The following is a 25,536-nucleotide window of genomic DNA, read 5'->3' on the forward strand; positions in this document are numbered from 1 at the left end:
AGTAGATGAGCATTTCCCTACGCGACCAGTTGCTCAAAGCCGGACTGGTCAACGAGAAGCAGGCCAAACAGGCCGGCAAAGAAAAGCAGAAGCAGCAACGCCTGGTACACAAAGGCCAGATTGAGCAGGACGATACTCAGCAGCGTCTGGCTGCCGAAGCCAAGGCCGAAAAGGTCAAGCGCGACCAGGAGCTCAATCGTCAGCAACAGGAAAAGGTCGAGCAAAAGGCCCGCGCGGCGCAGATCAAGCAACTGATCGAAGTATCGCGTCTGCCCAAGCTGACCACCGAGGACTATTACAACTTCGTTGACGACAAGAAGGTCAAGCGCCTGTCGGTCAACACCTTGATGCGCAACAAGCTGGCCAATGGTTCGCTGGCAATTGTGCAGCACCAGGGTGGTTACGAAGTGATTCCCCGTGAGGCCGCACTGAAGATCCAGGAGCGCGACCCGCGCCGTATTGTCCAGCTCAACATCCTGGTGGAGTCGAAGACGCCGGAAGAAGACGATCCGTACGCGGCTTATCAGATTCCGGACGACCTGATGTGGTAACCCTGCAGGAGCGAGCTCGCTCCTGCAGGTGTTGATTGCCCCGGATACGACAAACCCCGCTTCGGCGGGGTTTGTGTTTTTCAAGTCTGTGGTTTTAGTGACTCATGCCTGATGTTTCTGCGCTTCCAGCTTTTCCAGCTCAGCCTTGTAGCTTTGAGCGTCGCTTTCGCGGTGGAACATACCAACCAGTACGTCTTCCTGATGCACGTCCCACAGGTGAATACCGTGGGCTACAAGCTGGTGGAACATACGTGAATCGTCGCGTTCAGTTACTTTGATAGTCATCTGCTTGCTCCAAATTCTGATGGGGATCTGCGGCAAGGCGTCGCAGGTCTTCTTTATAGAATTTGTTAGCTTCCTAAGTAAATAGCCAATTGTCATGCTGTCATGTTGTTAAAAACGTCATATCGCTGCAGCCCTTTAACTACGGGGTGTTTACGAAATGATCCAATAGTTTTATGACAAATGTTTCATGTTGGAAGGCTTTCTGATGGCAGGAGAGGCGGCTCCTGCGGGGATAGCGCTTTGCACTCAGATCAGGCTCAGAAACGAAAAAACCTCGCCGAAGCGAGGTTTTGTCTTATAGCTTGCAGCTTAGGGCTTGCCGCTTAGTTGCCCTTGACTGTTTTGCCATTCACCGTGCCGTCCAGCAGCATGATGTTGTATTCCTTGCCGTCTTTTTCGACCTGACGCAGTTTTACCAGCAGACCATCCCAGTTCTTGGCGAACCACATTTCAGTGATGCGCTTGTTCTGGGACGGGTCGCGAACACGTTCGACCTTGATCGCGTCTACCTTGCCGGCTTTGGTCTCGACCACTTCCGGGCCGATGACGCGGAAGTCATAGGTATCAACATCGTTGCCATCGACCACCTGATAGCTCATCGACTTTTTGCCCGCAGCCACATCGCGCTGCAGGGCCAGTTGGTAGGTGGACTTGTCGAGCATGCCAGTCAGCAACTTCACGTTTACCGGCTCTTTATTGTCGGTGCCGGTGACGGTCATGTCGGACCAGTCGAAATTGAGATCGATGTTCTTGGCCTTGCCCAGACCGCCACGTTCGAAGTGGTAGGTCAGCGGAACCGGCTTGTCTTTTTCCAGCTTGAGGGTGCTTTCTTCGTTCAGGCTGGCCACCAGCATCGAGGCCTTGAAGTTCAAGGTCCAGTTGCCGTCGCTGTTTTTAGTCAGGCTACGCTCGGCAGAACCGCTCATCGGCAACTGTTTCCAGTCTGCGGTGTAGCTGGCGTTGAAAGGCTGAAGATCGGCCGCCTGCACTGCTGGAATAGTCAGCAGGCTGAGGGCGAGGAGCAGGGCACGACGCATAATGTCTCCTAGGTTCGTATCAAGTGGCCGCTGGCCGCAAGTAATTGACCGTCTAATAATGCGCCTTGCTCGTCAAGTGCCAAACGACCTTCGGCAAACCAGCGCACTGCAAGCGGATAAATCCGGTGTTCCTGGGTATGAACCCGTTGCGCCAGACTGTGTGGCGAGTCGTCGGACTTTACCGGCACTACTGCCTGTACGACCAGAGGCCCGCCATCGAGTTCCTCGGTTACAAAGTGCACGCTGCAGCCGTGCTCGCGATCACCCGCCTCCAGCGCGCGCTGATGGGTATGCAAGCCTTTGTATTTGGGCAGCAACGAGGGGTGGATATTGAGCAGGCGACCCTGATAGTGGCGTACGAAGTCTGCGCTGAGAATGCGCATGAATCCGGCCAGAACCACCAGTTGCGGTTTGAAAGTGTCAATGACTTCGATCAGTGCAGCATCGAAGGCCTCTCGGCCCTCGAATGCTTTGTGATCCAGTACGCAGGTATCGATACCTGCGTCTTTGGCGCGTTGCAGGCCGTAGGCATCTGCGCGGTTGGAAATCACCGCGCGAATTTTAGCCGGGCTGTCCTTGATGTCATTGCTGTCGATCAAGGCCTGCAAGTTGCTGCCGGTGCCGGAAAGCAGCACCACTACATCACAGGTGTCAGGCATTAGTGCGCCTTGAGGTTTTGCAGCTCAACTTGTGGCGCGCCTTCGGCGGCCGTTTCGATATGGCCGATCACCCATGGCTGCTCGCCAGCTTCACGCAGTACGTTCAGGGCGGTCTCTACGTCGGCCTGGGCTACGCAGATCACCATGCCTACGCCGCAGTTCAGCACGCGATGCATTTCGGTTTCGGCCACGTTGCCTTTTTCCTGCAACCAGTCGAATACCGCCGGGCGCTGCCAGCTGGCAACATCAACTACCGCCTGAGCGCCTTTTGGCAGAACGCGCGGGATGTTGTCGAGCAGGCCGCCACCGGTGATGTGGGCCATGGCTTTGACAACGCCGGTGTCTTTGATCAGCTTGAGCAGCGGCTTGACGTAGATGCGGGTCGGAGCCATCAGCAGATCGGTCAGCGGCTTGCCGTCGAGCTGGATGTTTTCGATGTCGGCACCGGACACTTCGATGATCTTGCGGATCAGCGAGTAACCGTTGGAGTGCGGGCCCGAAGATGGCAGGGCGAGCAGGGCATCACCGGCAGCAACCCGGGAGCCGTCGATGATTTCGGACTTCTCTACAACGCCAACGCAGAAACCGGCTAGGTCGTAGTCTTCGCCTTCGTACATGCCCGGCATTTCAGCGGTTTCGCCGCCTACCAGCGAGCAGCCGGACAGTTCACAGCCAGCGCCGATACCGGTTACCACCTGGGTCGCGGTTTCTACGTTGAGCTTGCCGGTGGCGTAGTAATCGAGGAAGAACAGTGGCTCTGCGCCGCACACGATCAGGTCGTTAACGCACATTGCAACCAGGTCGATGCCGATGCTGTCGTGTTTGTTCAGGTTCAGTGCCAGGCGCAGCTTGGTACCTACACCGTCGGTGCCGGAAACCAGAACAGGCTGCTTGTAGCCAGCCGGAATTTCGCAGAGGGCGCCAAAACCGCCGAGGCCGCCCATCACTTCCGGGCGTGCAGTGCGCTTGGCCACGCTCTTGATGCGTTCGACCAATGCTTCACCGGCGTCGATGTCTACACCGGCGTCTTTGTAGCTCAGGGATGGTTGCTTGCTCATAATCCAGGCCTTTAGGGGGGATTCGGGGGTATCGACCGAGTTCAGAGGGCTGGCTTGCACGTGCTCAGGTTTTGAACGGAGCATTTACATGGCGCCCGGCTGTTGCCGGTCTGCGAAGGCGCGCGATTTTATCAGGCTTGAAGGGCAGCGGCCATCCTCGGGCCGACAGGCAGGGTTATATCTGTCGAAAAAAACCTTTTTTAGTCGTATTAGGGTCTGTGCCCGGGCCTGTATAAGGTATAGATGTCTGGTTTCTATTTGTTATACCGAATGAAAACTGCTGGGTTGGGGTGAATGATTCGGCTGCGGCCCTGTCTGAAGCCTTGTCGAGTGTTTTTATACGGCTTTTATAGTGTCTTTTGCCGTCGGGAATTTTTCATGCGCTTTCATCAATTTTTAGCTGTGGGCTGTTTGTCATTTTTTAGCCTGGCCAGTCACGCCGAAATTCTGACCGGTCTGTATCAAGTTCGGGAACCGGTCTCCAGTCAAACTCCAGAAGAACGTACCCAAGCCACGCAAAAAGCCCTGGAAACCCTGGTTTTGCGCCTCACGGGCGATGCCAAGGCTGTACAGAACCCGGCGCTGGAAGCGATTCGCAAAGACCCGCAGCAAATCATCAGCCAATACGGTTATGACGCAGGCCCGCCCGAAAGCCTGCAAGTTGACTTCGATCCTGTGAGCACTGACCGGGCTCTGCGCCAGGCCGGATTGTCGTTGTGGGGCACCAACCGTCCGGCGCTGCTCGGCTGGTGGTTGAATGATTCGGTTGACGGATCGAGCCTGGTCGGTGATGGCCAGTCGGCTGCCGGACCTTTGCGGCTCGCGGCGCAACACCGCGGCTTGCCGCTGCGCCTGCCGTTGGCGGACTTGAGTGAGCAACTGGTCGGAACTGCGGAAAATCTCGAGGGCAGTAACCCGGCCCCCTTGAAGGATGCTTCCGAGCGTTACGGCGCAGATGCGTTGCTGGCCGTGCATGCCCGTGAGGATGATGGCAAGTGGAGCGCCAAGTGGCGTCTATGGGTTGGCGATCAGCAAGAACAAGGCACTGCTGAAGCGTCCGATCAGGCCGCTCTGGCTGATGCGGTGATGCTGGCCGTGAGTCAGCGGCTGGCCCCGCGCTATGCAGTCAAGCCCGGTATTTCCACTGAGCAGTTGCTGCAGGTGCAGGGCATGACGCTGGAGCGTTACGCGCAGTTGGGGCGTTTGCTCGAGCCGTTTGGTGGTCAGCTCAAAAGCGTCGAGGGTGACCGCATTGTTTATCAGGTCAACGGTAGTGCCGAACAGTTGCGCTCACAGCTGGGCTTGGCCCAGTTGCATGAAGTGACTGCTGATCAGGCGCAGGGCGCAACTGATGCGCCGGGCGTGCAGTTACGGTTTCGCTGGTAGGTTTTTTTCTTCTATATAAAGGATGGGTAGTTCATGGCAGATTCGCGGCGTTGGGTATGGTGGGGCGTAGCGTTTGCAGCGGCCTTGTTCGTGTATTTTTTGCATCCAATACTCACGCCGTTTCTGGTCGCGATCGTTCTGGCCTACATGTTCGACCCTGTGGTTGATCGTCTTGAAAAGTACGGTTTTTCAAGAACCTGGGGCGTCGTCACGGTTTTCGCGCTGTTCACCGTCATTTTCATGACTCTGCTCCTGGTGTTGGTGCCGTTGCTGGCCAAGCAGTTGCTGAAACTCTATCAACTGGCACCTCTGGTGCTGGATTGGCTGCAGCACACGGCCATGCCCTGGGTACAGGCCAAGTTCGGGTTGAGTGACGGTTTCTGGCAGTTTGACAAGATCAAGGCGGCGATCACCGAGCACGTGGGGCAGGCCGGCGACATCGTCGGGGTGGTGTTGTCCAAGGCGACCGCTTCAAGTCTGGCGCTGGTAGGCTTTCTGGCGAATCTGGTGCTGATTCCGGTGGTGGCGTTTTACCTGTTGCGGGACTGGAACATCTTGCTGGAAAAAATCCGCAATTTGCTGCCGCGTGACAGTGAAGAGCGGATTGTGTCCCTGGCCAAAGAATGTCACGACGTACTCGGTGCGTTTGTTCGCGGTCAGTTGCTGGTGATGCTGGCGCTGGGGGTTATCTACTCGGCCGGGCTGATGCTGGCCGGGCTTGAGCTGGGGCTGTTGATTGGACTGATGGCAGGTCTGGCGGCCATCGTGCCCTACATGGGCTTTATCATCGGGATCGGCGCGGCGTTGACCGCAGGCCTGTTCCAGTTCGGCGGTGACCTGTACCCGATGCTCGGCATCGTTGCGGTGTTCATGGTCGGGCAGGCGCTGGAAGGCATGGTGCTCACGCCATTGCTGGTGGGAGACCGGATCGGCCTGCACCCGGTAGCGGTGATCTTTGCCATTCTGGCCGGTGGCGAACTGTTCGGTTTTACCGGGGTGTTGCTGGCGCTGCCGGTGGCGGCCGTGATCATGGTGCTGGTGCGCCATGTGCAGGATGCATACAAGGACTCCCAGGTATACAAAGGCGATGAGGACCCTCAGCTGTAACGGTGTGAGGGTTTGACGAAGGCCGGTTCATTCTGCAATGAACCGGCCTTTTTTCTTGCCCCGTGATTTTGCCGATCCATGAGATAAAGCTCATTCAATCCAAGACCTTAACGCAAACCTTTGATTTTGTTCGTGGTCTGTTACATTGTGCGCCCGGCTACACGGGTATAAACTTTGCAAACTTTACACAGAGGCCACTAACGGTTCGTTTGAACTGTTCAGTCAGCATGAAACCGATTCAGCTGCCCCTAGGTGTGCGTCTGCGTGATGACGCTACCTTCATAAACTACTATCCAGGCGCCAATGCCGCTGCACTAGGCTATGTCGAGCGTCTGTGCGAAGCCGACGCCGGCTGGACAGAAAGCCTGATCTATCTTTGGGGCAAGCAGGGCGTAGGTCGTACGCACTTGCTACAGGCTGCATGCCTGCGCTTTGAACAGATGGGGGAGCCGGCAGTCTATCTGCCGCTGGCCGAGTTGCAGGATCGCGGGATTGAAATCCTGGATAACCTTGAACAGTACGAGCTGGTCTGCCTGGACGACCTGCAGGCGGTGGCCGGGCGTGCTGATTGGGAAGAAGCGCTGTTTCACCTGTTCAATCGTCTGCGCGACAGCGGGCGCCGCCTGTTGATTGCAGCTTCGGCATCGCCCCGTGAGTTGCCGATCAAGCTGGCCGACCTCAAGTCACGCCTGACCATGGCTCTGGTTTTCCAGATGCGCCCCCTGTCCGATGAAGACAAATTGCGCGCCTTGCAATTGCGTGCATCCCGTCGCGGCCTGCACCTGACCGACGAGGTGGGGCATTTTATCCTCACCCGCGGTACCCGCAGCATGAGCGCGCTGTTTGATCTGCTGGAGCGGCTTGATCAGGCGTCCCTGCAAGCGCAGCGCAAGCTGACCATCCCCTTCCTGAAAGAAACCCTCGGCTGGTAACTCGCCCTCGTTCGTCCACGCCTTGTCATGTGTGCCTGCGGGGCTGCTGACAATATTCAGGCGTCAGAAAACCTGCGTGGCAGAGGGCTGCGCGCACAAAATCGATTGTCAGGGGTGTAAAGCCTTAGATGTCATGACAAAACGCTCAGGTCACATTTAGATCGATTGAATTTGCAAATGAGGATCATAGAAGGCATAGTCGCGGCTACTTTTCTTTCAAGCCACGGTCGTGCCCATGCTAAAGCGCTTCGCACCCCTCGTGCCCCTCGCACTCGTTACCCTGTTGTTCGGCTGCGCTGCACACACACCAGTGTCACAGCAAGTTGTGCAACAACAGGTTCAAAAGCCATCAGCGTCCCAGGCTTCCGCTGTTTATCAGGAAGAACTGGCGACTGAAAAAGAACTGGCCCAATTTTCCGCCAACAGCAAGCCTTATGAACTGCCAGCCCTGGCTGACAGCATTCTTGAGCGTGGCATGTCCTTGATCGGTACCCGTTACCGTTTTGGCGGCACCTCTGAGGCAGGCTTTGATTGCAGCGGGTTCATCGGCTACCTGTTCAAAGAAGAAGCGGGCATGCAACTGCCCCGTTCAACGCGGGAAATGATCAACGTAAAAGCACCGTTGGTCGCGCGAAACAACCTCAAACCGGGTGACTTGCTGTTCTTCAGCACCAATGGTCGCGGCCGTGTCAGCCATGCCGGGATTTACCTGGGCGATGACCAGTTTATTCACTCCAGCAGCCGCCGTAGCGGTGGTGTGCGGATCGACAGCCTGGGCGATACCTACTGGAACAAGACCTTTATGGAAGCCAAGCGTGCATTGGCGATGGCGCCTACAAACGTTGTAGCGCGCAAGTAAAGTTAAAGTCTTACTTGAAGTTTGGCCTCTAAGGTCTAGAATTCAGTCGCATAGTTAATTCCTGAAGCCGCGAAGGTGCCCCCTGTCGCGGTTTCGGGTTTCGCGGCCCCAGTAGCCGTATCCAGAATCAGGAACATTCTGTTTATGTCGACCATGGCCCGCGTTGCCCTTCTGACTCTAGCAGCACTGCTCAGTGCCTGCGCCAGCCACCCCCCGCCAGCCCCCGTGGTGCAAAAGCAGGTGGTGTTTTCCAACTCCCCTGAAGACGCTTCGCCGATTGCTGCGGATGTGCTGTTCCGTGCCCTGGGGCTGGTCGGTACGCCTTATCGCTGGGGCGGTAATACCCCGGATTCCGGTTTTGATTGCAGTGGTTTGATCAAGTACGTCTACAACGATGCCGCAGGTATTTCCTTGCCCCGTACCACTCGCGAGATGATCGTGATGCGGGTGCAGAGTGTTGGCAAAGACAAGCTGCAAACCGGTGACTTGCTGTTTTTCGCTACCAGTGGTGGTTCCCGGGTCAGTCATGCCGGGATTTATGTCGGCGAGGGCCGCTTCGTGCATGCGCCTGCAACAGGCGGCACGGTCAAGCTGGACAGCCTGAACAAGGCCTACTGGCAGAAAGCCTATCTGGAGGCCAAGCGTGTACTGCCGACCGAGCAGCATCTGGCCCACAACCCGTAAGCCAAAGCCGAACCAGTAGGAGCGAGCCCTTGAGCGGCTCGCTCCTGCAGTTTATTTCCCGGACACCCGCCAGATCTTGTTGCCAACATCATCGGCAACCAGCAGATCCCCCTGTTTATCAATCACTACCCCTACCGGGCGGCCCATGGCTTTCTCATCGGCATTGAGAAAACCGGTCAGCACGTCCACCGGCATGCCGGCAGGTTTGCCTTCAGTGAACGGCACGAAAATCACTTTATAGCCACTGTGGGGTTTGCGGTTCCAGGAGCCGTGCTGGCCAATAAATGCGCCCTCGGTAAAGTTGGGCAGCTTGCTGTTTGTCGCAAAACTGAGCCCCAGGGATGCCGTATGCGGGCCCACGGCATAGTCCGGCGCAATGGCTTTGGCTACTAGCTCCGGGTTTTGTGGATTAACCCGTGTATCCACGTGTTGCCCGTAGTAGCTGAAAGGCCAGCCATAGAAGCCGCCATCCTGTACCGAGGTGATGTAGTCAGGCACCAGATCGCTGCCGATTTCGTCGCGTTCGTTAACCGCAGTCCAGAGTTTTCCTGATTTTGGCTCCCAGTCCATGCCGTTGGGGTTGCGCAGGCCCGAAGCGAAAATACGGTGGCTGCCAGTAGCCGGGTCCACTTCCCAGATCGCGGCGCGGCCTTGCTCTTTGTCCAGGCCGTTTTCGCCCACGTTGCTGTTGGAACCCACGCTGACATAGAGTTTTTTGCCATCCGGGCTGGCGATGACGTTTTTGGTCCAGTGGTGGTTCAACGGGCCGCCGGGCAGGTCGACGACCTTGGTCGGCGGGGCGCTGATGGATTGCTCGCCGGCCTGATAGGGGAAGCGCAGCAGTTTGTCGGCGTCTGCGACATACAGATCATTGCCCACCAGGGTCATGCCGAACGGGGAGTTGAGCTTGTCGATAAAAACCGTGCGGGTTTCTGCCACGCCGTCATGGTTGCTGTCGCGCAGCAGCGTGATTCTGTTGGCGCTGGGGACTGCGGCCCCGGCCCGGCCCATGACTTTCTCCATCACCCAGCCGCGGATGCCCTTGCTGTCATCCGGCTTGGGCGGTGCATTGGTTTCTGCCACCAGTACATCACCATTGGGTAGCACGTAGAGCCAGCGGGGGTGGTCGAGGCCTTCGGCGAAGGCTGCCACTTTCAGTCCCTGGGCGGCAGTCGGCGTAGTGCCCTCGGGCCAGCCTATGGCCGGTGCGATGTTGACTGTCGGAATCAGCGTCTTGTTCGGTTCCGGCAGCTTGGGTGAAGGGCCGGTGCCATCCACCACTTGCAGGGTCGAACTCTCGCCACAGGCGGCCAACCCTGCTGCAAGTACGATGACAATGGCGTGCTGGCGCTTGAGCATGAAGATCTCCATCAGTTCTTGGGCTTGTCAGTCATAGAGGAGCGTAGCTGCTCAAAGGTTCAAGTCGTTGCTGCCGGCTTTAATTGACGCTCCACCCCCAACCCTCTAACCTTCGCGGCTTGTTTCAGGTGCTCTGTGGCCAAAGGTCGACAGGGTGAAACAGGGAAGCCGGTGAGGGCGTGTTTGATCCACACAACCGCTTTGATCCCGGCGCTGCCCCCGCAACGGTAAATGAGTAAAGGCTGCGCTCGATGTCACTGTGTTTTTGCACGGGAAGACGCGTGGTCAGGGTTGCTCCGTCTGGAGTATCCCGCTTGTGAGCCCGGAGACCGGCCTGATCCATCCAACACCTCGCGGCGGGCGATGGTGTGCTTTTTGTTGCAATGTCCCCCGCCTCCCGTTTGCATGATTGAGCCCCAACGGAGAGCTGCCATGAACGAATCCCCCGAACGCGACGAACGTCACCAGGCGCGCATGCTGCGCAAAAAAGCCGTAATGGATGAGCGCATTGCCAGCGCCCCTAACGAGTGCGGGCTGCTGCTGGTACTGACCGGCAACGGTAAAGGCAAAAGCAGTTCGGCCTTTGGCATGCTGGCACGGGCCATGGGCCACGGCATGCAGTGCGGTGTGGTGCAATTCATCAAGGGTCGCAACAGCACCGGCGAAGAGATTTTCTTCCGCCGTTTCCCGGAACAGGTGCGTTACCACGTGATGGGTGAAGGCTTTACCTGGGAAACCCAGGATCGCCAGCGTGATATCGCCGCGGCCGAGGCTGCGTGGGAAGTATCCCGCGAGATGCTGCGCGACCCCTCCATCGGTCTGGTGGTGCTGGATGAACTGAATATTGCGCTCAAGCACGGCTATCTCGACCTCGAGCAAGTGTTGAGCGACCTGCAAGCCCGTCCGCCGATGCAGCATGTATTGGTCACCGGACGCGGCGCTAAACCTGAACTGATAGACCTGGCCGATACCGTGACCGAAATGGGTGTGATCAAACATGCCTTCCAGTCCGGGATCAAAGCCCAGAAAGGCATCGAATTGTGAGTGTTCAAGCATGAGAGAGTCGCGTCATTGCCCGGCGGTATTGATCGCCGCACCGGCCTCGGGCCAGGGCAAGACCACCGTCACCGCCGCCCTGGCCCGATTGCATCGCAATCAAGGGCGCAAGGTGCGGGTATTCAAGTGTGGCCCGGATTTTCTCGATCCCATGATCCTCGAGCGCGCCAGCGGGGCGCCGGTATATCAGGTGGATTTGTGGATGGTGGGCGCCGATGAAAGCCGCCGCCTGTTGTGGGAAGCCGCAGGTGAAGCGGACCTGATTCTGATTGAAGGGGTGATGGGCTTGTTCGACGGCACGCCGTCCAGCGCTGATCTGGCGCGTCATTTTGGCGTGCCGGTGTTGGGCGTGATTGATGGCACTGCCATGGCCCAGACCTTTGGTGCGCTGGCGTTGGGCCTGGCGCGGTATCAGCCGGACTTGCCGTTTGCCGGGGTGCTGGCCAACCGCGTCGGTACCGTGCGCCATGCGCAGTTGCTGGAGGGAAGCCTGACTGAAGGTCTGCGCTGGTATGGCGCGCTGTCCCGTGAAACCGCAATCGAACTGCCAAGCCGTCACCTGGGCCTGGTCCAGGCCAGCGAGTTGAATGATCTGGACGCACGCCTTGATGCGGCAGCCGCAGCCCTGGCCAGCACCTGTGAGGTAGCGCTGCCACCGGCGGTGGAGTTCGCTGCACCGCAGTTGGTACCTGCCGAGCCATTATTGGCCGGAGTGCGTATTGCCGTGGCCCGGGATGAAGCCTTCGCCTTCACCTATGGCGCGAGCCTGGCGCTGTTGCGGGACATGGGCGCCGAATTGCTGTTCTTCTCGCCGATTCACGATGCCCGCTTGCCCGAGGCTGACAGTCTGTATTTGCCGGGCGGTTATCCTGAACTGCATCACCTTGAGCTGTCGCGTAATACGCCGATGCTGCAGGCCATTCGCGCGCACCATGCTGCGGGCAAACCCTTGCTTGCGGAATGCGGTGGCATGCTCTATCTGCTGGATGCCCTGACCGACGTCGACGGCCAGCGTGCCGAGCTGGTGGGGCTGCTGGCCGGTGAAGCGACCATGCAAAAGCGCCTGGCGGCACTGGCGTTGCAGGCGGTCGAGATGCCCGAAGGGCTGCTGCGCGGTCACACCTACCATCACTCGTTGACCACTACTGAGCTTGAGCCCATTGCCCGGGGCCTGAGCCCCAATGGCGGGCGTGGTGCTGAAGCGGTGTATCGTGACGGGCGGATGACAGCGTCTTATGTGCACTTTTACTTTCCGTCCAATCCCCAGGCCATTGCTGCGTTGTTCGCGCCCTGTGCCGTGAAGGTGTCATGAGCGACAACGCATTCAGTCCTGACGAGCGAGCCGCTGTCTATCGCGCCATCGCCGAACGCCGCGACATGCGGCACTTCAGCGGTGGCACGGTGGCTCCTCAACTGTTATCACGGCTGCTTGAAGCCGCGCATCAGGCCCCCAGTGTGGGCCTGATGCAGCCGTGGCGGTTCATCCGCATCAGCGATCGCCAGTTGCGCAGCAAGGTGCAAGCCCTGGTGGAAGAAGAACGGGTACGCACTGCTGAAGCGTTGGGTGAGCGTTCCGATGAGTTCATGACCCTCAAAGTAGAGGGGATCAACGATTGCGCCGAAGTGTTGGTGGCTGCGTTGATGGATGACCGTGAGAAGCACATTTTCGGTCGCCGGACCTTGCCGGAGATGGACATGGCATCCTTGTCCTGTGCGATCCAGAACCTGTGGCTGGCCGCCCGGGTCGAGGGGTTGGGCATGGGCTGGGTGTCGCTGTTCGAACCCCGGGCGCTGGCCGAGCTGCTGGGCTTGCCTGCGGGCGCCAAGCCGTTGGCTGTACTGTGCCTGGGCCCGGTCGAGAGCTTTTATCCAGCACCTATGCTGATACTCGAAGGATGGGCCAAAGCGCGTCCCTTGAGTGAACTGGTCTATGAGAATTATTGGGGAGTGAGCCCATGAGTGTGGCGTTGCTGTGCGTCGCCGGAGTGGCACTGGACGCGCTGTTCGGTGAGCCCAAGCGCAGGCATCCGCTGGTTGCGTTTGGCCGGATGGCTGAGCGTATCGAACAACGTTTCAATTCCGGTGGCCGGGGCTGGCGCAGCCATGGCGTGACAGCCTGGGTGCTGGCGGTTGTGCCATTTACGATCCTGGCCACAGCCTTGTCGTGGCTGCCTTACATCGGCTGGCTGGTGGACATTCTGGCGCTGTACTGCGCGCTGGGCATGCGCAGTCTGGGCGAGCATGTGCAGCCGGTGGCACAAGCCCTGCGCAGCAATGATCTGGACGAAGCCCGTACCCGGGTCGGCTACCTGGTCAGTCGCCAGACCAGCGAACTGGATGCGACTGAAGTGGCCCGCGCCGCCACTGAATCGGTACTGGAGAACGGCAGCGATGCAGTGTTCGCCGCCTTGTTCTGGTTTGCCGTGGCCGGTGCGCCGGGTGTAGTGCTCTATCGTTTGAGTAATACCCTGGATGCCATGTGGGGCTATCGCAACGAACGCTTCGAGCGTTTTGGCTGGGCGGCTGCGCGGATCGATGATGTGCTGAACTACATTCCTGCGCGTCTGGTTGCCTTGACCTACGCCGTACTGGGTAAAACCCGACTCGCCCTTAAGTGCTGGCGCAAACAGGCGCCGCAATGGGACAGCCCTAATGCAGGGCCGGTGATGGCGGCGGGCGCAGGTGCCCTGGAGGTCGAGTTGGGCGGCCCGGCGATTTACCACGGTGAACTGCACGAGCGCGGGCAATTGGGCGAAGGTGCGCCGGCGGATGCCGATTCGATCAGTCGCGGCTGGCAGTTGGTGCAACGCGGGGTGTGGCTGTGGTTATTGATCCTGTGCGTGGGGAGTGAATTCTATGCTTGAGCACGGCGGACGTTTACGCCAGGCAGTCCTGCACTACGGCATTGCCGAGGCCGACTGGCTGGACCTGTCCAGTGGCCTGGCGCCCTGGCCATTCGCAATTCCCGAGATTGATCAGCGTGCCTGGGCGCGCTTGCCGGAAACCGACGACGGGCTTGAGCATGCGGCCTGTGCCTATTACGGCGCACCCAATGTGTTGCCGGTGCCGGGTTCGCAGTGCGCCATTCAGTTGCTGCCGCGCCTGCGTCGGGGGGGCAAGGTCGGTGTGCTGTCGCCCTGTTATGCCGAGCACGCTGAGGCATGGCGGCGCAGCGGGCACATCGTGCGCGAAATCATGGAACAGGAAGTCGATTTCTACCTCGATACCCTGGATGTACTGGTGGTGGTTAACCCCAATAACCCCACAGGCTTGAGCCTGTCCGCCGAGCGCCTGCTGGAATGGCACGCCAGGCTGGCCCAGCGCGGAGGCTGGCTGGTGGTGGACGAGGCCTTTATGGACAACACGCCGGATTTGAGTCTGTCGGCCCAGAGCTGGCGTACCGGACTGATTGTGTTGCGCTCCTTCGGCAAGTTCTTTGGCCTGGCCGGCATACGCCTGGGCTTTGTTCTGGCGGAACTCAAATTGCTCAAATTGCTGGCCGAACAAGTCGGGCCATGGGCCGTCAGCGGGCCGACCCGGATTGTCGGTCAGGCCTGCCTGCTAGACACCGCAGCCCAGGCGCTGCAGCGCGAGCGCAGCGTACTGGCCAGCGGGCGTCTGGCGCGATTGCTTGGCGTACATGATTTGCCGCCCCAGGGCGGATGCGCGCTGTTTCAGTGGCTGATTACGCCCCATGCCGACCGTCTTTACGAATTCATGGCCCAGCGCGGCATTTTGCTGCGTCTGTTTGCCCATAACAGCAGCGTACGTTTCGGTCTGCCGGCCACCGAGGCTGACTGGTTGCGGCTGGAGCAGACGTTGCTGGCCTACACCAAGGAAGTTGCATGAGTACTTTGATGGTGCAGGGCACCACCTCCGATGCCGGTAAAAGTACCCTGGTCACGGCCTTGTGCCGCTGGCTGACCCGTGAGGGTGTGCGTGTGGTGCCGTTCAAGCCGCAGAACATGGCACTCAACAGTGCCGTAACCGCTGAGGGCGGCGAGATCGGCCGGGCGCAGGCAGTTCAGGCGCAGGCGGCCGGCCTGGCGCCGCACACGGATATGAATCCGGTGCTGCTCAAGCCCAACAGTGACACCGGCGCGCAAGTGATTATCCATGGTCGTGCGGTGACCAGCATGAACGCGGTGGCCTACCACGACTACAAGGCCATTGCCATGCAGGCGGTGCTGGCCTCGCATCGACGTTTGAGTGCCGAGTACCCGGTGGTGATGGTCGAGGGCGCGGGTTCGCCTGCCGAGATCAACCTGCGTGCCGGTGACATCGCCAACATGGGCTTTGCCGAAGCCGTGGATTGCCCGGTGATCCTGATCGCCGATATCAACCGCGGCGGCGTGTTCGCGCATCTGGTCGGCACTCTGGAGTTGCTCAGCGAAACCGAGCAGGCACGGGTCAAGGGCTTCATCATCAACCGTTTCCGTGGCGACATTGCCTTGCTCCAGCCCGGTCTAGACTGGCTCGAGCAGCGCACGGGCAAGCCGGTGATCGGGGTCTTGCCCTATGTGATGGATTTGCACCTCGAGGCCGAAGACGGCATTGATCAGCGTCAGACCGACAAGGCGGATCAAGTGCTCAGGGTGGTAGTGCCGGTGCTGCCGCGTATCAGTAACCACACCGACTTCGACCCGCTGCGTTTACACCCGCAGGTGGACTTGCAGTTTGTCGGGCCGGGCCAGCCCATCCCGGCTGCAGACTTGATCATTCTGCCGGGTTCCAAGAGCGTGCGCAGCGATCTGGCCTATTTGCGGGCCAATGGCTGGGACACTGCCATCAACCGTCACTTGCGCTATGGCGGCAAGTTGCTGGGGATTTGCGGCGGTTTACAGATGCTCGGCGAGCAGGTTCACGACCCGTTGGGCCTGGAAGGTACTGCGGGTTCAAGCGCGGGGCTGGGGTTGCTGGCATTCAGCACCGAGCTCGCCGCCGAGAAGCAGTTGCGCAATGTGCGCGGGCATCTGGCTCTGGAAAACGCTGAAGTCTGTGGTTACGAAATCCATGCGGGGGTGACTACCGGCGTGGCGCTGGAGCGGCCGGCGGTGCAACTGGAAGATGGCCGCTGTGACGGCGCGCAAAGCGCCGACGGGCAAATTTTCGGCACCTATTTGCATGGCTTGTTCGAGTCGCCTGCGGCCTGCAGTGCCTTGCTGCGCTGGGCCGGCTTGCAGGATGTGCAATCGGTGGATTACCACGCCCTGCGTGAGCGGGATATCGAACGCCTGGCGGACCTGGTGCAAAACCATCTGGATACCGGGCTGCTTCGTCAATTATGCGGGCTCTGATATCCCTGCGGGGGCCCGGCTTGCCTGCGTTAGCGTCAGTGGCCAGAGCGCCTTCTTCTGCTAGAGGTTCCAAAACATGCTGCAACTGATTCTGGGCGGAGCCCGCTCGGGGAAAAGTCGCCTGGCCGAGAAGCTCGCGGCCGGGTCCGGTCTGGCCGTCACCTATATTGCCACCAGCCAGCCGCTGGACGGTGAGATGAACGAGCGCGTGCGTCACCATCGTGAGCGCCGCCCCGGGCATTGGGCGCTGGTTGAAGAGCCGGTGGAGCTGGCCCGGGTACTGCGCGACAACGCCCAGGCAGATTCTTTTCTGCTGGTGGATTGCCTGACGCTATGGCTGACCAACCTGTTGCTGCTTGAAGATCCACAGCGCCTGAGCGCCGAGCGTGATGCGCTGCTGGAGTGCCTGGCTGAACTGCCGGGTGAAATCGTGTTGGTCAGCAACGAAACCGGAATGGGTGTCGTACCGCTGGGCGAATTGACTCGCCGCTATGTCGATGAAGCCGGTTGGTTGCATCAAGCCTTGGCCGAGCGCTGTCAGCGAGTAGTGCTGACGGTGGCGGGCCTGCCCCTGACGTTGAAAGGAACTGCACTATGAATACCCCGTGGTGGCTGACCCCGTGCAAGCCGGTTGATCATGCAATGTCGACGGCAGCGGCCGAGCGTCAGCAGCAATTGACCAAGCCGGCAGGTTCTTTGGGCCAGCTGGAAGCTTTGGCAGTGCAGCTGGCCGGGTTGCAGGGGCGGTTGAAACCCCGTGCCGATCAAATATGGGTTGCGATTTTTGCAGGTGATCACGGCGTGGTGGCGGAGGGTGTATCGGCTTATCCGCAAGCGGTCACCGGGCAAATGCTGCACAACTTTGTCAGCGGCGGCGCGGCAATCAGCGTGCTGGCCCGTCAGTTGGGCGCGCAACTGGATGTGGTGGATCTGGGCACAGTTACCCCGATGCTCAATCTGGCGGGGGTCCGGCATTTGCAGCTGGGGGCCGGCACGGCCAACTTTGCCACGGGCGCGGCGATGACCGACAGTCAGGGCTTGAAAGCTCTGCAGGCGGGTCGTGACAGCGTATTGCGTGCACTGGCAGCGGGCAGTGAGTTGTTTATCGGCGGTGAAATGGGTATCGGCAATACGGCGTCGGCCAGTGCCGTGGCCTGTGCGCTGCTCGATTGCCCGGCTGCGCATTTGACGGGGCCGGGTACCGGTCTGGATGCGGCGGGTGTGAGCCATAAAGCCCGGGTGATCGATCAGGCGCTGGCGTTTCACGACGGACTGCTGGATGACCCGTTGCAGACTCTGTTTCGCTTGGGCGGCTTTGAAATTGCAGCCTTGGCCGGGGCCTATGTGGCGTGTGCGCAAGAAGGCCTGGTGGCGCTGGTCGATGGCTTTATTTGCACGGTTGCGGCCATGGTCGCCGTACGCTTGAATCCCGAATGCCGAGAGTGGCTGATCTTCGCCCATCGCGGCGCCGAGCAGGGGCATCGCCATGTGCTGGAAAGCCTGCAGGCACAACCGTTGCTCGACCTCGGCTTGCGCCTGGGCGAGGGCAGCGGTGCTGCGCTGGCGGTCCCCTTGGTGCGTCTTGCCTGCGACCTGCACGGGCAGATGGCAACCTTTGCCGAGGCCTCCGTGGCGGACCGCCCGGCATGAGTGTGCAGCTGGATCTGTTGCGCCATGGTGAAACCGAACTGGGCGGCGGTCTGCGCGGCAGTCTCGATGACGCGCTGACGGCCCTGGGCTGGGAGCAGATGCGGGAGGCGGTCAAAGGCCGCGGGCCGTGGGATCGTATTGTCAGCTCGCCATTGCAGCGTTGTGCCTTGTTCGCGCAGGAATTGAGCCAGCAGCTGGCGTTACCGGTGTCTTTCGACAAGGACCTGCAGGAGCTGCATTTTGGTGCATGGGAGGGCTGTAGTCCTGCCGCGCTGATGGAGACCGATGCCGAGGCGCTGGGCTTGTTCTGGACAGACCCCTACGGCTTTACTCCGCCGCAAGGCGAGCCAGTGCTGGAGTTCTCGGCGCGGGTGCTGTCAGCGGTTAGCCGTTTGCAGCAACAGTTTGCCGGCGAGCGGGTGCTGGTGGTGTGCCACGGCGGGGTGATGAAACTGCTGCTGGCCCGGGCCCGGGGTCTGCCCCGTGAGCACTTGTTGCAGGTGCAGGTGGTCAATGGGGCGCTGTTCGGCCTGCGTGTCGCAGCGCATGGCGTATTGAGCGAAGAGGGTTGAGCATGCTGCCATTCTGGATCGCCCTGCAGTTTTTAAGCAGTTTGCCGATTCGCCTGCCCGGCATGCCTGCGCCGCAGGAGCTGGGGCGTTCGCTGCTGTTCTATCCGCTGGTGGGTTTGTTGTTCGGCCTGTTGCTTTGGGGGCTCAATGGCTTGCTGGCCGGTGCACCGTTGATGCTGCACGGGGCCTTGCTGCTGACGGCGTGGGTGCTGCTCAGCGGCGGGCTGCACCTGGACGGTCTGGCTGACAGTGCAGATGCCTGGCTGGGCGGTTTTGGTGATCGCGAGCGCACCCTGAGTATCATGAAAGACCCGCGCAGCGGACCGATTGCCGTGGTCACCCTGGTGTTGCTGTTATTGCTCAAGTTTTGCGCGCTGCTGGCATTGATAGTGCAACAACAGACGGCGGTCTTGCTGATTGTACCGTTGATCGGCCGCAGCGCTTTGCTGGGAGTGTTCCTTACCACGCCCTATGTTCGTGCCGGTGGCCTGGGGCAGGCGCTGGCTGATCACTTGCCACGCAAGGCGGGATGGCAGGTGCTGGGGCTCAGTGCTGTGGCGTGTGTGGTGATAGCCGGTTATGCAGGGTTGTACGCGCTGGTGCTGGCTGCGCTTGGGTTTGTTTGGCTGCGCAAGGTGATGCTGCGTCGTTTGGCCGGCACCACGGGTGATACCGCCGGCGCCTTGCTTGAATTGCTTGAGGTTCTGCTGTTGGTGGGGCTGGCGCTTATTCAAGTGTGACCCTGCTATGCGTCAGCCTGGATATCCTGAGAAGCCGTGTCGCTGGCATACCGGCCCCCTCAAGGGTGTGTTTATAAATCTTGATTCTGTTTAATTGCGGGTATATACATACAAAATGTTACCGACCCAGTGTTTATGCACCAATCTGCGTCGCGCTTCCCGCGGCATCAGCAGGCATTACGACGGCGCTCTTGATGGCTTCGGGATCAACGTTGCCCAGTATTCCTTGTTGTGTAATCTCAAGCGTCTCGATCAGCCGAGTATTTCCACTCTGGCCGAAGCCATGGGGCTGGATCGCAGTACCTTGGGCCGTAATTTGCGGGTGCTCGAAGCTGCAGGCCTGGTGAAGCTGGCCGAGGGCGAAGACCATCGCAATCGACTGGTGTGCCTGACCAAGGCCGGTGAAGAGCGGCTCGAGGCTGCCCTGCCTGCCTGGGAGGCTGCACAACAGCGTCTGATTGACCGTTTGGGCGAAGACCGGCGTGAACAACTGTTGCAGCTGCTGGATGAGTTGGCGGGCGCGGACTGAGCGCCTGTTTCACGAATAGAAATGGGTATATACCCGCATTAGGAGAATAATAATGACATCGGTGTGGCGTACCAGCGGCTGGGTGCTTTTGGGCAGTGCATTGATTCTGGCGCTGTCCCTGGGGGTAAGGCATGGTTTCGGGCTGTTTCTGCCGCCCATGAGTGCGCAGTTTGGCTGGGGCCGTGAGGTTTTTGCGTTTGCCATCGCCCTGCAAAACCTGATCTGGGGCCTGGCACAACCGTTCACCGGTGCTCTGGCTGACCGTTTCGGTGCAGCCAGGGTGGTGATCATTGGGGGCATTTTGTATGCCGCCGGTTTGATTCTGATGGGCATGTCGGACTCATTGATGACCTTGTCACTGAGTGCGGGGTTGTTGATTGGTATCGGTCTGTCCGGTACTTCTTTTTCGGTGATTCTGGGGGTGGTGGGGCGCGCCTTGCCCCCGGAAAAACGCAGCATGGGCATGGGGATTGCCAGTGCGGCGGGGTCGTTCGGTCAGTTCGCCATGCTGCCAGGCACCCTGGGTTTGATCGGCTGGCTCGGCTGGTCGTCGGCTTTGCTGGTTCTGGGCTTGCTGGTGGCGCTGATCGTGCCCCTGGTGAGCATGCTCAAGGATCGCCCGCTGCCGAGTCTGGGTGGCGAGCAAACCCTCAAGGAAGCCCTGGGTGAGGCCTGCTCGCACTCCGGCTTCTGGTTGTTGTCCTTCGGTTTTTTTGTCTGCGGGTTTCAGGTGGTGTTTATCGGCATCCACCTGCCGGCCTATCTGGTAGACCAGCATCTGCCAGCGACCGTTGGTACGACTGTGCTGGCGCTGATTGGGCTGTTCAATATCTTCGGCACCTACACGGCGGGCTGGCTCGGCGGACGCATGTCCAAGCCGCGTTTGCTGACCGCCCTGTATCTGGCGCGAGCGGTAGTGATTGTGCTGTTTTTGTGGGCACCGGTGACGCAATTCAGTGCCTATCTGTTTGGTATGACCATGGGTTTCTTGTGGCTGTCGACGGTGCCGTTGACCAATGGCACCGTCGCCACTCTGTTTGGTGTGCGTAACCTGTCAATGCTGGGAGGCATCGTGTTCCTGTTCCATCAGTTGGGCGCGTTCCTTGGCGGCTGGCTGGGCGGTGTGGTCTATGATCGAACCGGTAGCTACGATCTGATCTGGCAGGTTTCGATATTCTTGAGTCTATTGGCTGCAGCCTTGAACTGGCCGGTGCGTGAGCGTCCTGTTGCCCGTTTGCAGGCGCAGGGGAGTATGGCGTGAGCTCGATGTGGTTGTGGGTCGCGGGCCTGGGCGGCGGTTCATTGCTGCTGGCTCTGGCGTGGTGGGGCTGGCATCAAGGCGGGCTGGCGCTGATGCAGTTGGGCATGGGTGCTTGCTAGTATGTTGTCGGGGCGAGTAAGTTCTGGGTCTGCCTCTATTTAAAGGACTTTCATAATGCTCAAGCGCTGGATTGCGATGCCCGTACTGTTATTGGCGTGCGCCGGTTCGGTATGGGCGACAGATTGCCCACCGTTACTGGAGGGCTCGTTGCCCAAGTTGCGGGCCAAGGAGTCTATCGATCTGTGCCAGCGTTTTGCCGGTAAACCGCTGTTGATCGTCAATACCGCGAGCTTCTGTGGCTTTGCTCCACAGTTCAAAGGGCTTGAGGCGTTGAATCAGCGCTTTAAGGGGCAAGGGCTGGAGTTGATCGGGGTGCCGTCCGATGACTTTAAACAAGAAGCCAAGAGTGGCGAGGAAACAGCCAAGGTCTGCTACGTTAATTACGGCGTCACGTTCACCATGATTGATCCGCAACATGTACGTGGCCCTGACGCCGCACACATGTTTAAAGTGCTGGCTGAACAGAGCAGTGCTCCGAAGTGGAATTTCTATAAGTACGTTGTTGATCGCAAAGGTAACGTAGTTGCCAACTTTTCGAGTCTGACCAAACCCGACAGTCCCGAGTTGATTGACGCGATAGAAAAAGCCATTGCTTCAAAACCCTGACTTCCGTTCATTAAAAATCCCCGCCTCGGTAACGAGAGCGGGGATTTTTTTAATTCAGTTGGCGAGGGGTCAAGTCTCGCGCTGAATTAGAACTTGTAGGTTGCACCTACACCAAACCCGTTTGCACTGTTGTGGTAAGAGGATTTGTAGTTGCCTTTGGCTGGCAGGTTGACGCTAACCGACTCTTCCTTGAGGTAGGAATAAGCGGCATCAATAGTCAGATCATCAGTTGGGCTCCAGCCGACGCCAAAGCTGATTGCTTTACGGTCGCCAGTCGGGATGCGAACCGAACGGTCAGTATTGTTGGTAGGTGACTGATCAACCGACAAGCCGGTGCGCACTGTCCATTGCTTGTTGATCTTATAGGCAGCACCAATGGCCGAAGCCCAGGTGTCATGCCAGTTCTGATCCTCTTTAATGGTCCCGATCGGGCCGACACTGCCGCCTAGCGCAGGTGGAACACCATTGTTTTCAACGGTGATGTCTTTCAGGCGGCTCCAGCGAGTCCAGGTACTACCTGCATAGATGGTCCACTGGTCATTCAGCTCATGGGTAACCGAGAAGTCAACAGATTCGGGCGTAGTGATATCCAGGCCGGCATCGTATTTAGTGCCATTGAAAGGCCCGAAACCTATGCCCGAGATTTTGGTGTTTCCATCCAGGCTGTATTTGACTTTAGAGTGATAAGTCAGACCCAGGCGAGTCCTGTCAGTGGCCTGAACCAGGATGCCGGCGTTGAAACCAAGTGCAGTATCGTCACCCTTGATTTTAACTTCACCGTCGCTGGCGGGGCCGCGTGGACCAGGCGTAGCGGAAGTCAGGGTGCCGTCAATGCGGTTGATGGTAGGACCAAAACCGATCGAAACTACATCGTTGAAGGCGTAGCTGACAGTAGGCTGGAAGGTAATAACCTGAACCTTGCTCTCTTTACCAGCATAGCGACCGGCAAAGCTGCTTTCGTAGTCAGTGACCAAGCCGAAAGGAGCATACAGGCCTACACCAAATGCCCAGTGCTCATCAATTGGCTTCACGTAGAAGCCCATTGGCACGGCAGTGAAAGGAACCATGTCGCCTTTGTTGGTGCCGCCTGGAGCGCCGCCACTTGCGTGCTTGATATCGGTGCTTGCGTCGATTGCAGCAACACCACCGGTAACTTGTTCGCGCTTGATGCGGGACATGCCTGCCGGGTTGCCGAAAACGGTGCTCGCATCTTCAGCAGAAGACGAACGCCCTGCGAAGCCGGTCCCCATACCGCTAATGCTTTGTTCGTTGAGGGCGAAGCCACTTGCGAAAATATGGCTGGAAGCCAAAGTGACGGCGAGGCTAAGTGTGGTCTTGAGCATTACTTTTTTCATTATTAGAACTCCTTTTGATCACCGGACGAAAACTACCAACATTTTTGTTTAAGCGCTATAGGCTAAATCGCAGAAGTTAGCGTTGTTTTGTAGGACAATCCGACCGGTTTCCGATCATTTAAATATTATTGTAGGTGGGTGAAATCTCAGGCGACATGGCCAAGAGGAGAAACAAAGTTGTTCCATGCGTGAGTGAAATCACGCAAACGTCCTTGTGGTTCAAAGGCTTGGCGCCAAACTCTGGCCATACCGAGCAGGTCATCTGCAGCGGGTATGGTTAGTTGCTGCTGTTCTATCAGCAACCACGCTATGGCCGTTGCGTAACGTAAATTAACCGTGAGTTCCAAATGCGGGCTGCACAAGAATGCATGCTGACTGGCCAGTCCGCGAACCAGGCTCGCCAGTTCGGGGTCTTGCGCCAGGTACTGATCCCACAAGGCGGCGTGACGGGGTTCGCGAATGCAGTACAGGCCATGACCGCGCCGATCATGCAGGGCTGAGCCCAAACTTGACTGGCTGGCTGCAATACCCAGCAACAATGCTTCTGCATCCGGGTTGTTCTGGCCCAGATACATCAGCGTTGGCCGAATTACATAAAGGCTCAACTCCCTGGCAGCGATACCCATATCGTCCTCGACGCCTGAAAATGGCCGGCGGTCCCAAGAGCTTGGCAGCAGTGGGTCGTAAGGGATCGCCGGAAGCGGATTATGCCGCTTGAGTTGAAGTGTAGTCTCATATCTTTGTTCTAAAGTTCTGTTTTTAAAACATTTATAGCTTCGAGTTGTTAGCTATATATCCGCAAGTAATTAAACGATGCCGGATATTTCTTAAATTTTTAGCAACAAAAAGCCCTGCGGATCAGGCAGGGCTTGTTGGGTTACCGCTTATCAGATCAGGCAATAAGTGCCTGACGAGTACGCTCGATCACAGCTTGCAGAGGTGCTGCGCTGGAATATTGATCGGGGTACAGGCGTTCGCTGTGACGAGCGATGCCGTGTTCGTTGACCAGGGTGAAGCTGAAGCATCCTTTGCGAGCGGCCATAATCAGGCAGTTCATTGGAGCAAAGGCGTTGGTTAGGGTGCGAATGGCATCCTGAGTATGGATTTGAGTAGACATAGTTATTAGGTGTTCCTACAAATGACACGGATTAGAACCGTGCAACGTTAAAACGTTCCAGTGACGTCGAGCCATCTTTGGCTGGACGAAGAACCTGACTGGAACAAAGCCGCCAGTTGGAGCGCATTAAGTATGTGGCGCTTGGGCTGGCAGGTAGGTACTTAGGAGGGCAGGCAATCACAACAGGAGCTAAGGTTCCGTGCTCCGGGTGAAGATCCTGATCAATTTGCAGGTTGGTTCGGTCAGAGTAAGAGCTTCGCGATACCCTTTGCTTTTCAAAGGCAGTATCGTCGCAAGATTTACCTGGAAACCATCGAGGGGGTCGATCCCGTTTTATCAGCGTGTCTTCAATTTATTGAAGAGTGCTTGAGGGATTTGTTCGGCCCGAATTGACTTTCAGCTTGGTACTAACGCTGCGGATACTAACGGGTTGAAAAATTAAACGCAAGTGTGCTAGCGAAAAATACCTCATAAAGACCTTGGGTATGGGCTTGTCGCGGCTGCCGATGGGCGCTTTTAGCCCATTTTTACCGGTGCGCAAGCCCCGTCCGGCAAGCAATGGCCGCTTGAACCTGCGTTGGAGGCTACTCATTAGCAGTGCGCAGGCCTACAGGTTCTGCCCTGCATTTGTCCTGTTTACTGGGGGGAGTGTGAACTTGTGCACATTTAAGGTGCTGCGTACAAAATGCCGGCAGGGGCTGGATTTACCCCGCTCATAGCCTGTTCGCCAAATTTAAGTCAATGAAAAACATCGTTTTTTTTAATTGGTGAAAAAATCGTCAGTTTGACCTGAGGCCCCGTAGGGTGGGCGTTTGCGGCGGTTAAATGCAGGTTGTCCACTGACTTATCCACAGGATCTGTGGATTGTCCCGTGGGCTTGCTCTAGATCGCGGGTGTAGTACTTTTTCGACTTTACCCAAACGAAAAAAGGAGTAGAGTTGCGCGCCTTCTGTTCTGCCCTACAGTGTCATATGAAGTTTCGCACAGCTACTTCCTCCGTTACCCGTCCTGCTCCTCCAGCAGAAGCCCCAAAACGCTTTTCTCTGCGGGTGGCAATCTGGTTACTGGATAATCCTCGATTGGGCGCTAACCCCAGCGTCAAGCACGTTGCCGGGCATTTGCTGAAACAACCCGCACGACAAGGCGTAGTACTGGCCCAGAGTCGTCTGGGGCAATTGATGTGCCGTGATTGCGGGAGTGCCCGGGATCAACGAATCGGTCATGAACTCTTGCGCCAGGCAGCCCGTGCCGGTGACCGCGCTGCACAACAGGAACTGAGCAAAACCGAAGACTGAGCTGTCTTCAGGCCTGTTGCT

At 58.3% G+C, this 25,536-nt stretch carries 29 protein-coding genes and 1 riboswitch; of the genes, 21 read left to right on the forward strand and 8 right to left on the reverse strand.

Annotated features, from left to right (window positions below; translation table 11 throughout):
• Nucleotides 1-5: 5 nt before the first annotated feature.
• Nucleotides 6-551, forward strand: a complete 546-nt coding sequence (locus tag JQ848_RS05700) for a DUF2058 domain-containing protein (RefSeq protein ID WP_003442800.1) — start codon at nt 6-8, stop codon at nt 549-551.
• A gap of 102 nt (nt 552-653) precedes the next feature.
• Here the strand turns inward: JQ848_RS05700 and JQ848_RS05705 are convergent, their stop codons facing one another.
• From JQ848_RS05705 to purM, 4 genes are all read right to left on the reverse strand, one after another.
• The gene (locus JQ848_RS05705) at nt 654-836 is read right to left on the reverse strand and encodes a hypothetical protein (protein ID WP_003442797.1); all 183 of its coding nucleotides are present in this window, start codon (nt 834-836) and stop codon (nt 654-656) included.
• Nucleotides 837-1,159: 323 nt separating this feature from the next.
• Complete coding sequence (locus JQ848_RS05710) at nt 1,160-1,873, reverse strand: DUF3108 domain-containing protein (RefSeq protein ID WP_003442792.1); 714 nt, start codon at nt 1,871-1,873, stop codon at nt 1,160-1,162.
• 8 nt (nt 1,874-1,881) lie between these two features.
• Nucleotides 1,882-2,532 carry a phosphoribosylglycinamide formyltransferase gene (purN, locus tag JQ848_RS05715; protein WP_003442790.1) on the reverse strand — a complete coding sequence of 217 codons (651 nt, stop codon included), beginning with the start codon at nt 2,530-2,532 and terminating at the stop codon, nt 1,882-1,884.
• On the reverse strand, nt 2,532-3,590 hold the full coding sequence (gene purM / locus JQ848_RS05720; protein ID WP_003442788.1) for a phosphoribosylformylglycinamidine cyclo-ligase: 1,059 nt from the start codon (nt 3,588-3,590) through the stop codon (nt 2,532-2,534). Before purM ends, purN begins: the two co-directional genes overlap by 1 nt.
• A gap of 378 nt (nt 3,591-3,968) precedes the next feature.
• Here purM and JQ848_RS05725 point away from each other — a divergent pair, with 378 nt between their 5' ends.
• The 5 genes from JQ848_RS05725 to JQ848_RS05745 all read left to right on the forward strand — a co-directional run bounded on the left by JQ848_RS05725 (nt 3,969) and on the right by JQ848_RS05745 (nt 8,558).
• On the forward strand, nt 3,969-4,976 hold the full coding sequence (locus tag JQ848_RS05725) for a DUF2066 domain-containing protein (RefSeq protein WP_160626915.1): 1,008 nt from the start codon (nt 3,969-3,971) through the stop codon (nt 4,974-4,976).
• A 33-nt stretch (nt 4,977-5,009) separates the two neighbouring features.
• Entirely contained in the window at nt 5,010-6,083 is a 1,074-nt protein-coding gene (locus JQ848_RS05730; RefSeq protein ID WP_202210344.1) for an AI-2E family transporter, read from the forward strand.
• Nucleotides 6,084-6,310: 227 nt separating this feature from the next.
• Nucleotides 6,311-7,015: a DnaA regulatory inactivator Hda gene (gene hda, locus JQ848_RS05735; RefSeq protein WP_003442781.1), complete on the forward strand. Its 705-nt coding sequence runs from the start codon at nt 6,311-6,313 to the stop codon at nt 7,013-7,015.
• A gap of 235 nt (nt 7,016-7,250) precedes the next feature.
• Nucleotides 7,251-7,874 (forward strand): C40 family peptidase, encoded by a 624-nt coding sequence (locus tag JQ848_RS05740; RefSeq protein WP_010655754.1) that lies wholly within the window; start codon nt 7,251-7,253, stop codon nt 7,872-7,874.
• A gap of 144 nt (nt 7,875-8,018) precedes the next feature.
• Nucleotides 8,019-8,558: a C40 family peptidase gene (locus tag JQ848_RS05745; protein ID WP_003442777.1), complete on the forward strand. Its 540-nt coding sequence runs from the start codon at nt 8,019-8,021 to the stop codon at nt 8,556-8,558.
• A 51-nt stretch (nt 8,559-8,609) separates the two neighbouring features.
• Here JQ848_RS05745 and JQ848_RS05750 read toward each other — a convergent pair whose 3' ends face one another.
• Entirely contained in the window at nt 8,610-9,917 is a 1,308-nt protein-coding gene (locus JQ848_RS05750; RefSeq protein WP_037001549.1) for a PQQ-dependent sugar dehydrogenase, read from the reverse strand.
• 109 nt (nt 9,918-10,026) lie between these two features.
• Nucleotides 10,027-10,269: riboswitch (cobalamin riboswitch) on the forward strand.
• A gap of 80 nt (nt 10,270-10,349) precedes the next feature.
• On the opposite strand from JQ848_RS05750, the gene cobO reads away from it, so the two are divergent.
• From cobO to JQ848_RS05815, 14 genes are all read left to right on the forward strand, one after another.
• Entirely contained in the window at nt 10,350-10,961 is a 612-nt protein-coding gene (gene cobO / locus JQ848_RS05755) for a cob(I)yrinic acid a,c-diamide adenosyltransferase (protein WP_003442773.1), read from the forward strand.
• A 10-nt stretch (nt 10,962-10,971) separates the two neighbouring features.
• Nucleotides 10,972-12,285 carry a cobyrinate a,c-diamide synthase gene (locus JQ848_RS05760; protein ID WP_010655756.1) on the forward strand — a complete coding sequence of 438 codons (1,314 nt, stop codon included), beginning with the start codon at nt 10,972-10,974 and terminating at the stop codon, nt 12,283-12,285.
• Entirely contained in the window at nt 12,282-12,932 is a 651-nt protein-coding gene (bluB, locus tag JQ848_RS05765; protein WP_127196167.1) for a 5,6-dimethylbenzimidazole synthase, read from the forward strand. Before JQ848_RS05760 ends, bluB begins: the two co-directional genes overlap by 4 nt.
• Nucleotides 12,929-13,837, forward strand: coding sequence for an adenosylcobinamide-phosphate synthase CbiB (cbiB, locus tag JQ848_RS05770; protein ID WP_202210345.1), 909 nt, complete (start codon nt 12,929-12,931; stop codon nt 13,835-13,837). The genes bluB and cbiB overlap by 4 nt, the downstream gene beginning before the upstream one ends.
• On the forward strand, nt 13,830-14,822 hold the full coding sequence (gene cobD, locus JQ848_RS05775; RefSeq protein WP_010655757.1) for a threonine-phosphate decarboxylase CobD: 993 nt from the start codon (nt 13,830-13,832) through the stop codon (nt 14,820-14,822). Before cbiB ends, cobD begins: the two co-directional genes overlap by 8 nt.
• Nucleotides 14,819-16,270: a cobyric acid synthase gene (locus JQ848_RS05780; protein WP_127196168.1), complete on the forward strand. Its 1,452-nt coding sequence runs from the start codon at nt 14,819-14,821 to the stop codon at nt 16,268-16,270. Before cobD ends, JQ848_RS05780 begins: the two co-directional genes overlap by 4 nt.
• Before the next feature lie 76 nt (nt 16,271-16,346).
• A complete protein-coding gene (gene cobU, locus JQ848_RS05785) occupies nt 16,347-16,868 on the forward strand; it encodes a bifunctional adenosylcobinamide kinase/adenosylcobinamide-phosphate guanylyltransferase (RefSeq protein ID WP_202210346.1) in 522 nt (173 codons plus the stop codon).
• A complete protein-coding gene (gene cobT / locus JQ848_RS05790) occupies nt 16,865-17,920 on the forward strand; it encodes a nicotinate-nucleotide--dimethylbenzimidazole phosphoribosyltransferase (RefSeq protein ID WP_010655758.1) in 1,056 nt (351 codons plus the stop codon). Before cobU ends, cobT begins: the two co-directional genes overlap by 4 nt.
• On the forward strand, nt 17,917-18,492 hold the full coding sequence (cobC, locus tag JQ848_RS05795; RefSeq protein ID WP_202210347.1) for an alpha-ribazole phosphatase family protein: 576 nt from the start codon (nt 17,917-17,919) through the stop codon (nt 18,490-18,492). Before cobT ends, cobC begins: the two co-directional genes overlap by 4 nt.
• 2 nt (nt 18,493-18,494) lie before the next feature.
• Entirely contained in the window at nt 18,495-19,232 is a 738-nt protein-coding gene (locus tag JQ848_RS05800) for an adenosylcobinamide-GDP ribazoletransferase (protein WP_161718164.1), read from the forward strand.
• A gap of 115 nt (nt 19,233-19,347) precedes the next feature.
• A complete protein-coding gene (locus tag JQ848_RS05805; RefSeq protein ID WP_003442752.1) occupies nt 19,348-19,761 on the forward strand; it encodes a MarR family winged helix-turn-helix transcriptional regulator in 414 nt (137 codons plus the stop codon).
• Between the two features lie 52 nt (nt 19,762-19,813).
• Nucleotides 19,814-21,022, forward strand: coding sequence for an MFS transporter (locus JQ848_RS05810; RefSeq protein WP_010655760.1), 1,209 nt, complete (start codon nt 19,814-19,816; stop codon nt 21,020-21,022).
• Nucleotides 21,019-21,141 (forward strand): hypothetical protein, encoded by a 123-nt coding sequence (locus tag JQ848_RS22825; RefSeq protein WP_003442738.1) that lies wholly within the window; start codon nt 21,019-21,021, stop codon nt 21,139-21,141. The genes JQ848_RS05810 and JQ848_RS22825 overlap by 4 nt, the downstream gene beginning before the upstream one ends.
• 55 nt (nt 21,142-21,196) lie before the next feature.
• Complete coding sequence (locus JQ848_RS05815) at nt 21,197-21,748, forward strand: glutathione peroxidase (protein WP_003442723.1); 552 nt, start codon at nt 21,197-21,199, stop codon at nt 21,746-21,748.
• 86 nt (nt 21,749-21,834) lie between these two features.
• Here JQ848_RS05815 and JQ848_RS05820 read toward each other — a convergent pair whose 3' ends face one another.
• From JQ848_RS05820 to JQ848_RS05830, 3 genes are all read right to left on the reverse strand, one after another.
• On the reverse strand, nt 21,835-23,103 hold the full coding sequence (locus tag JQ848_RS05820; RefSeq protein ID WP_010655762.1) for an OmpP1/FadL family transporter: 1,269 nt from the start codon (nt 23,101-23,103) through the stop codon (nt 21,835-21,837).
• Nucleotides 23,104-23,249: 146 nt separating this feature from the next.
• Nucleotides 23,250-23,729, reverse strand: coding sequence for a hypothetical protein (locus tag JQ848_RS05825; RefSeq protein WP_003442713.1), 480 nt, complete (start codon nt 23,727-23,729; stop codon nt 23,250-23,252).
• A 266-nt stretch (nt 23,730-23,995) separates the two neighbouring features.
• Nucleotides 23,996-24,220 carry a hypothetical protein gene (locus JQ848_RS05830; RefSeq protein ID WP_003442709.1) on the reverse strand — a complete coding sequence of 75 codons (225 nt, stop codon included), beginning with the start codon at nt 24,218-24,220 and terminating at the stop codon, nt 23,996-23,998.
• A 971-nt stretch (nt 24,221-25,191) separates the two neighbouring features.
• Here JQ848_RS05830 and JQ848_RS05835 point away from each other — a divergent pair.
• Nucleotides 25,192-25,515 carry an SEL1-like repeat protein gene (locus JQ848_RS05835; RefSeq protein WP_202210348.1) on the forward strand — a complete coding sequence of 108 codons (324 nt, stop codon included), beginning with the start codon at nt 25,192-25,194 and terminating at the stop codon, nt 25,513-25,515.
• The last annotated feature ends 21 nt before the right edge of the window (nt 25,516-25,536 follow it).

Source organism: Pseudomonas paraversuta, from assembly GCF_904067025.1.
GTDB classification, from domain to species: domain Bacteria; phylum Pseudomonadota; class Gammaproteobacteria; order Pseudomonadales; family Pseudomonadaceae; genus Aquipseudomonas; species Aquipseudomonas paraversuta.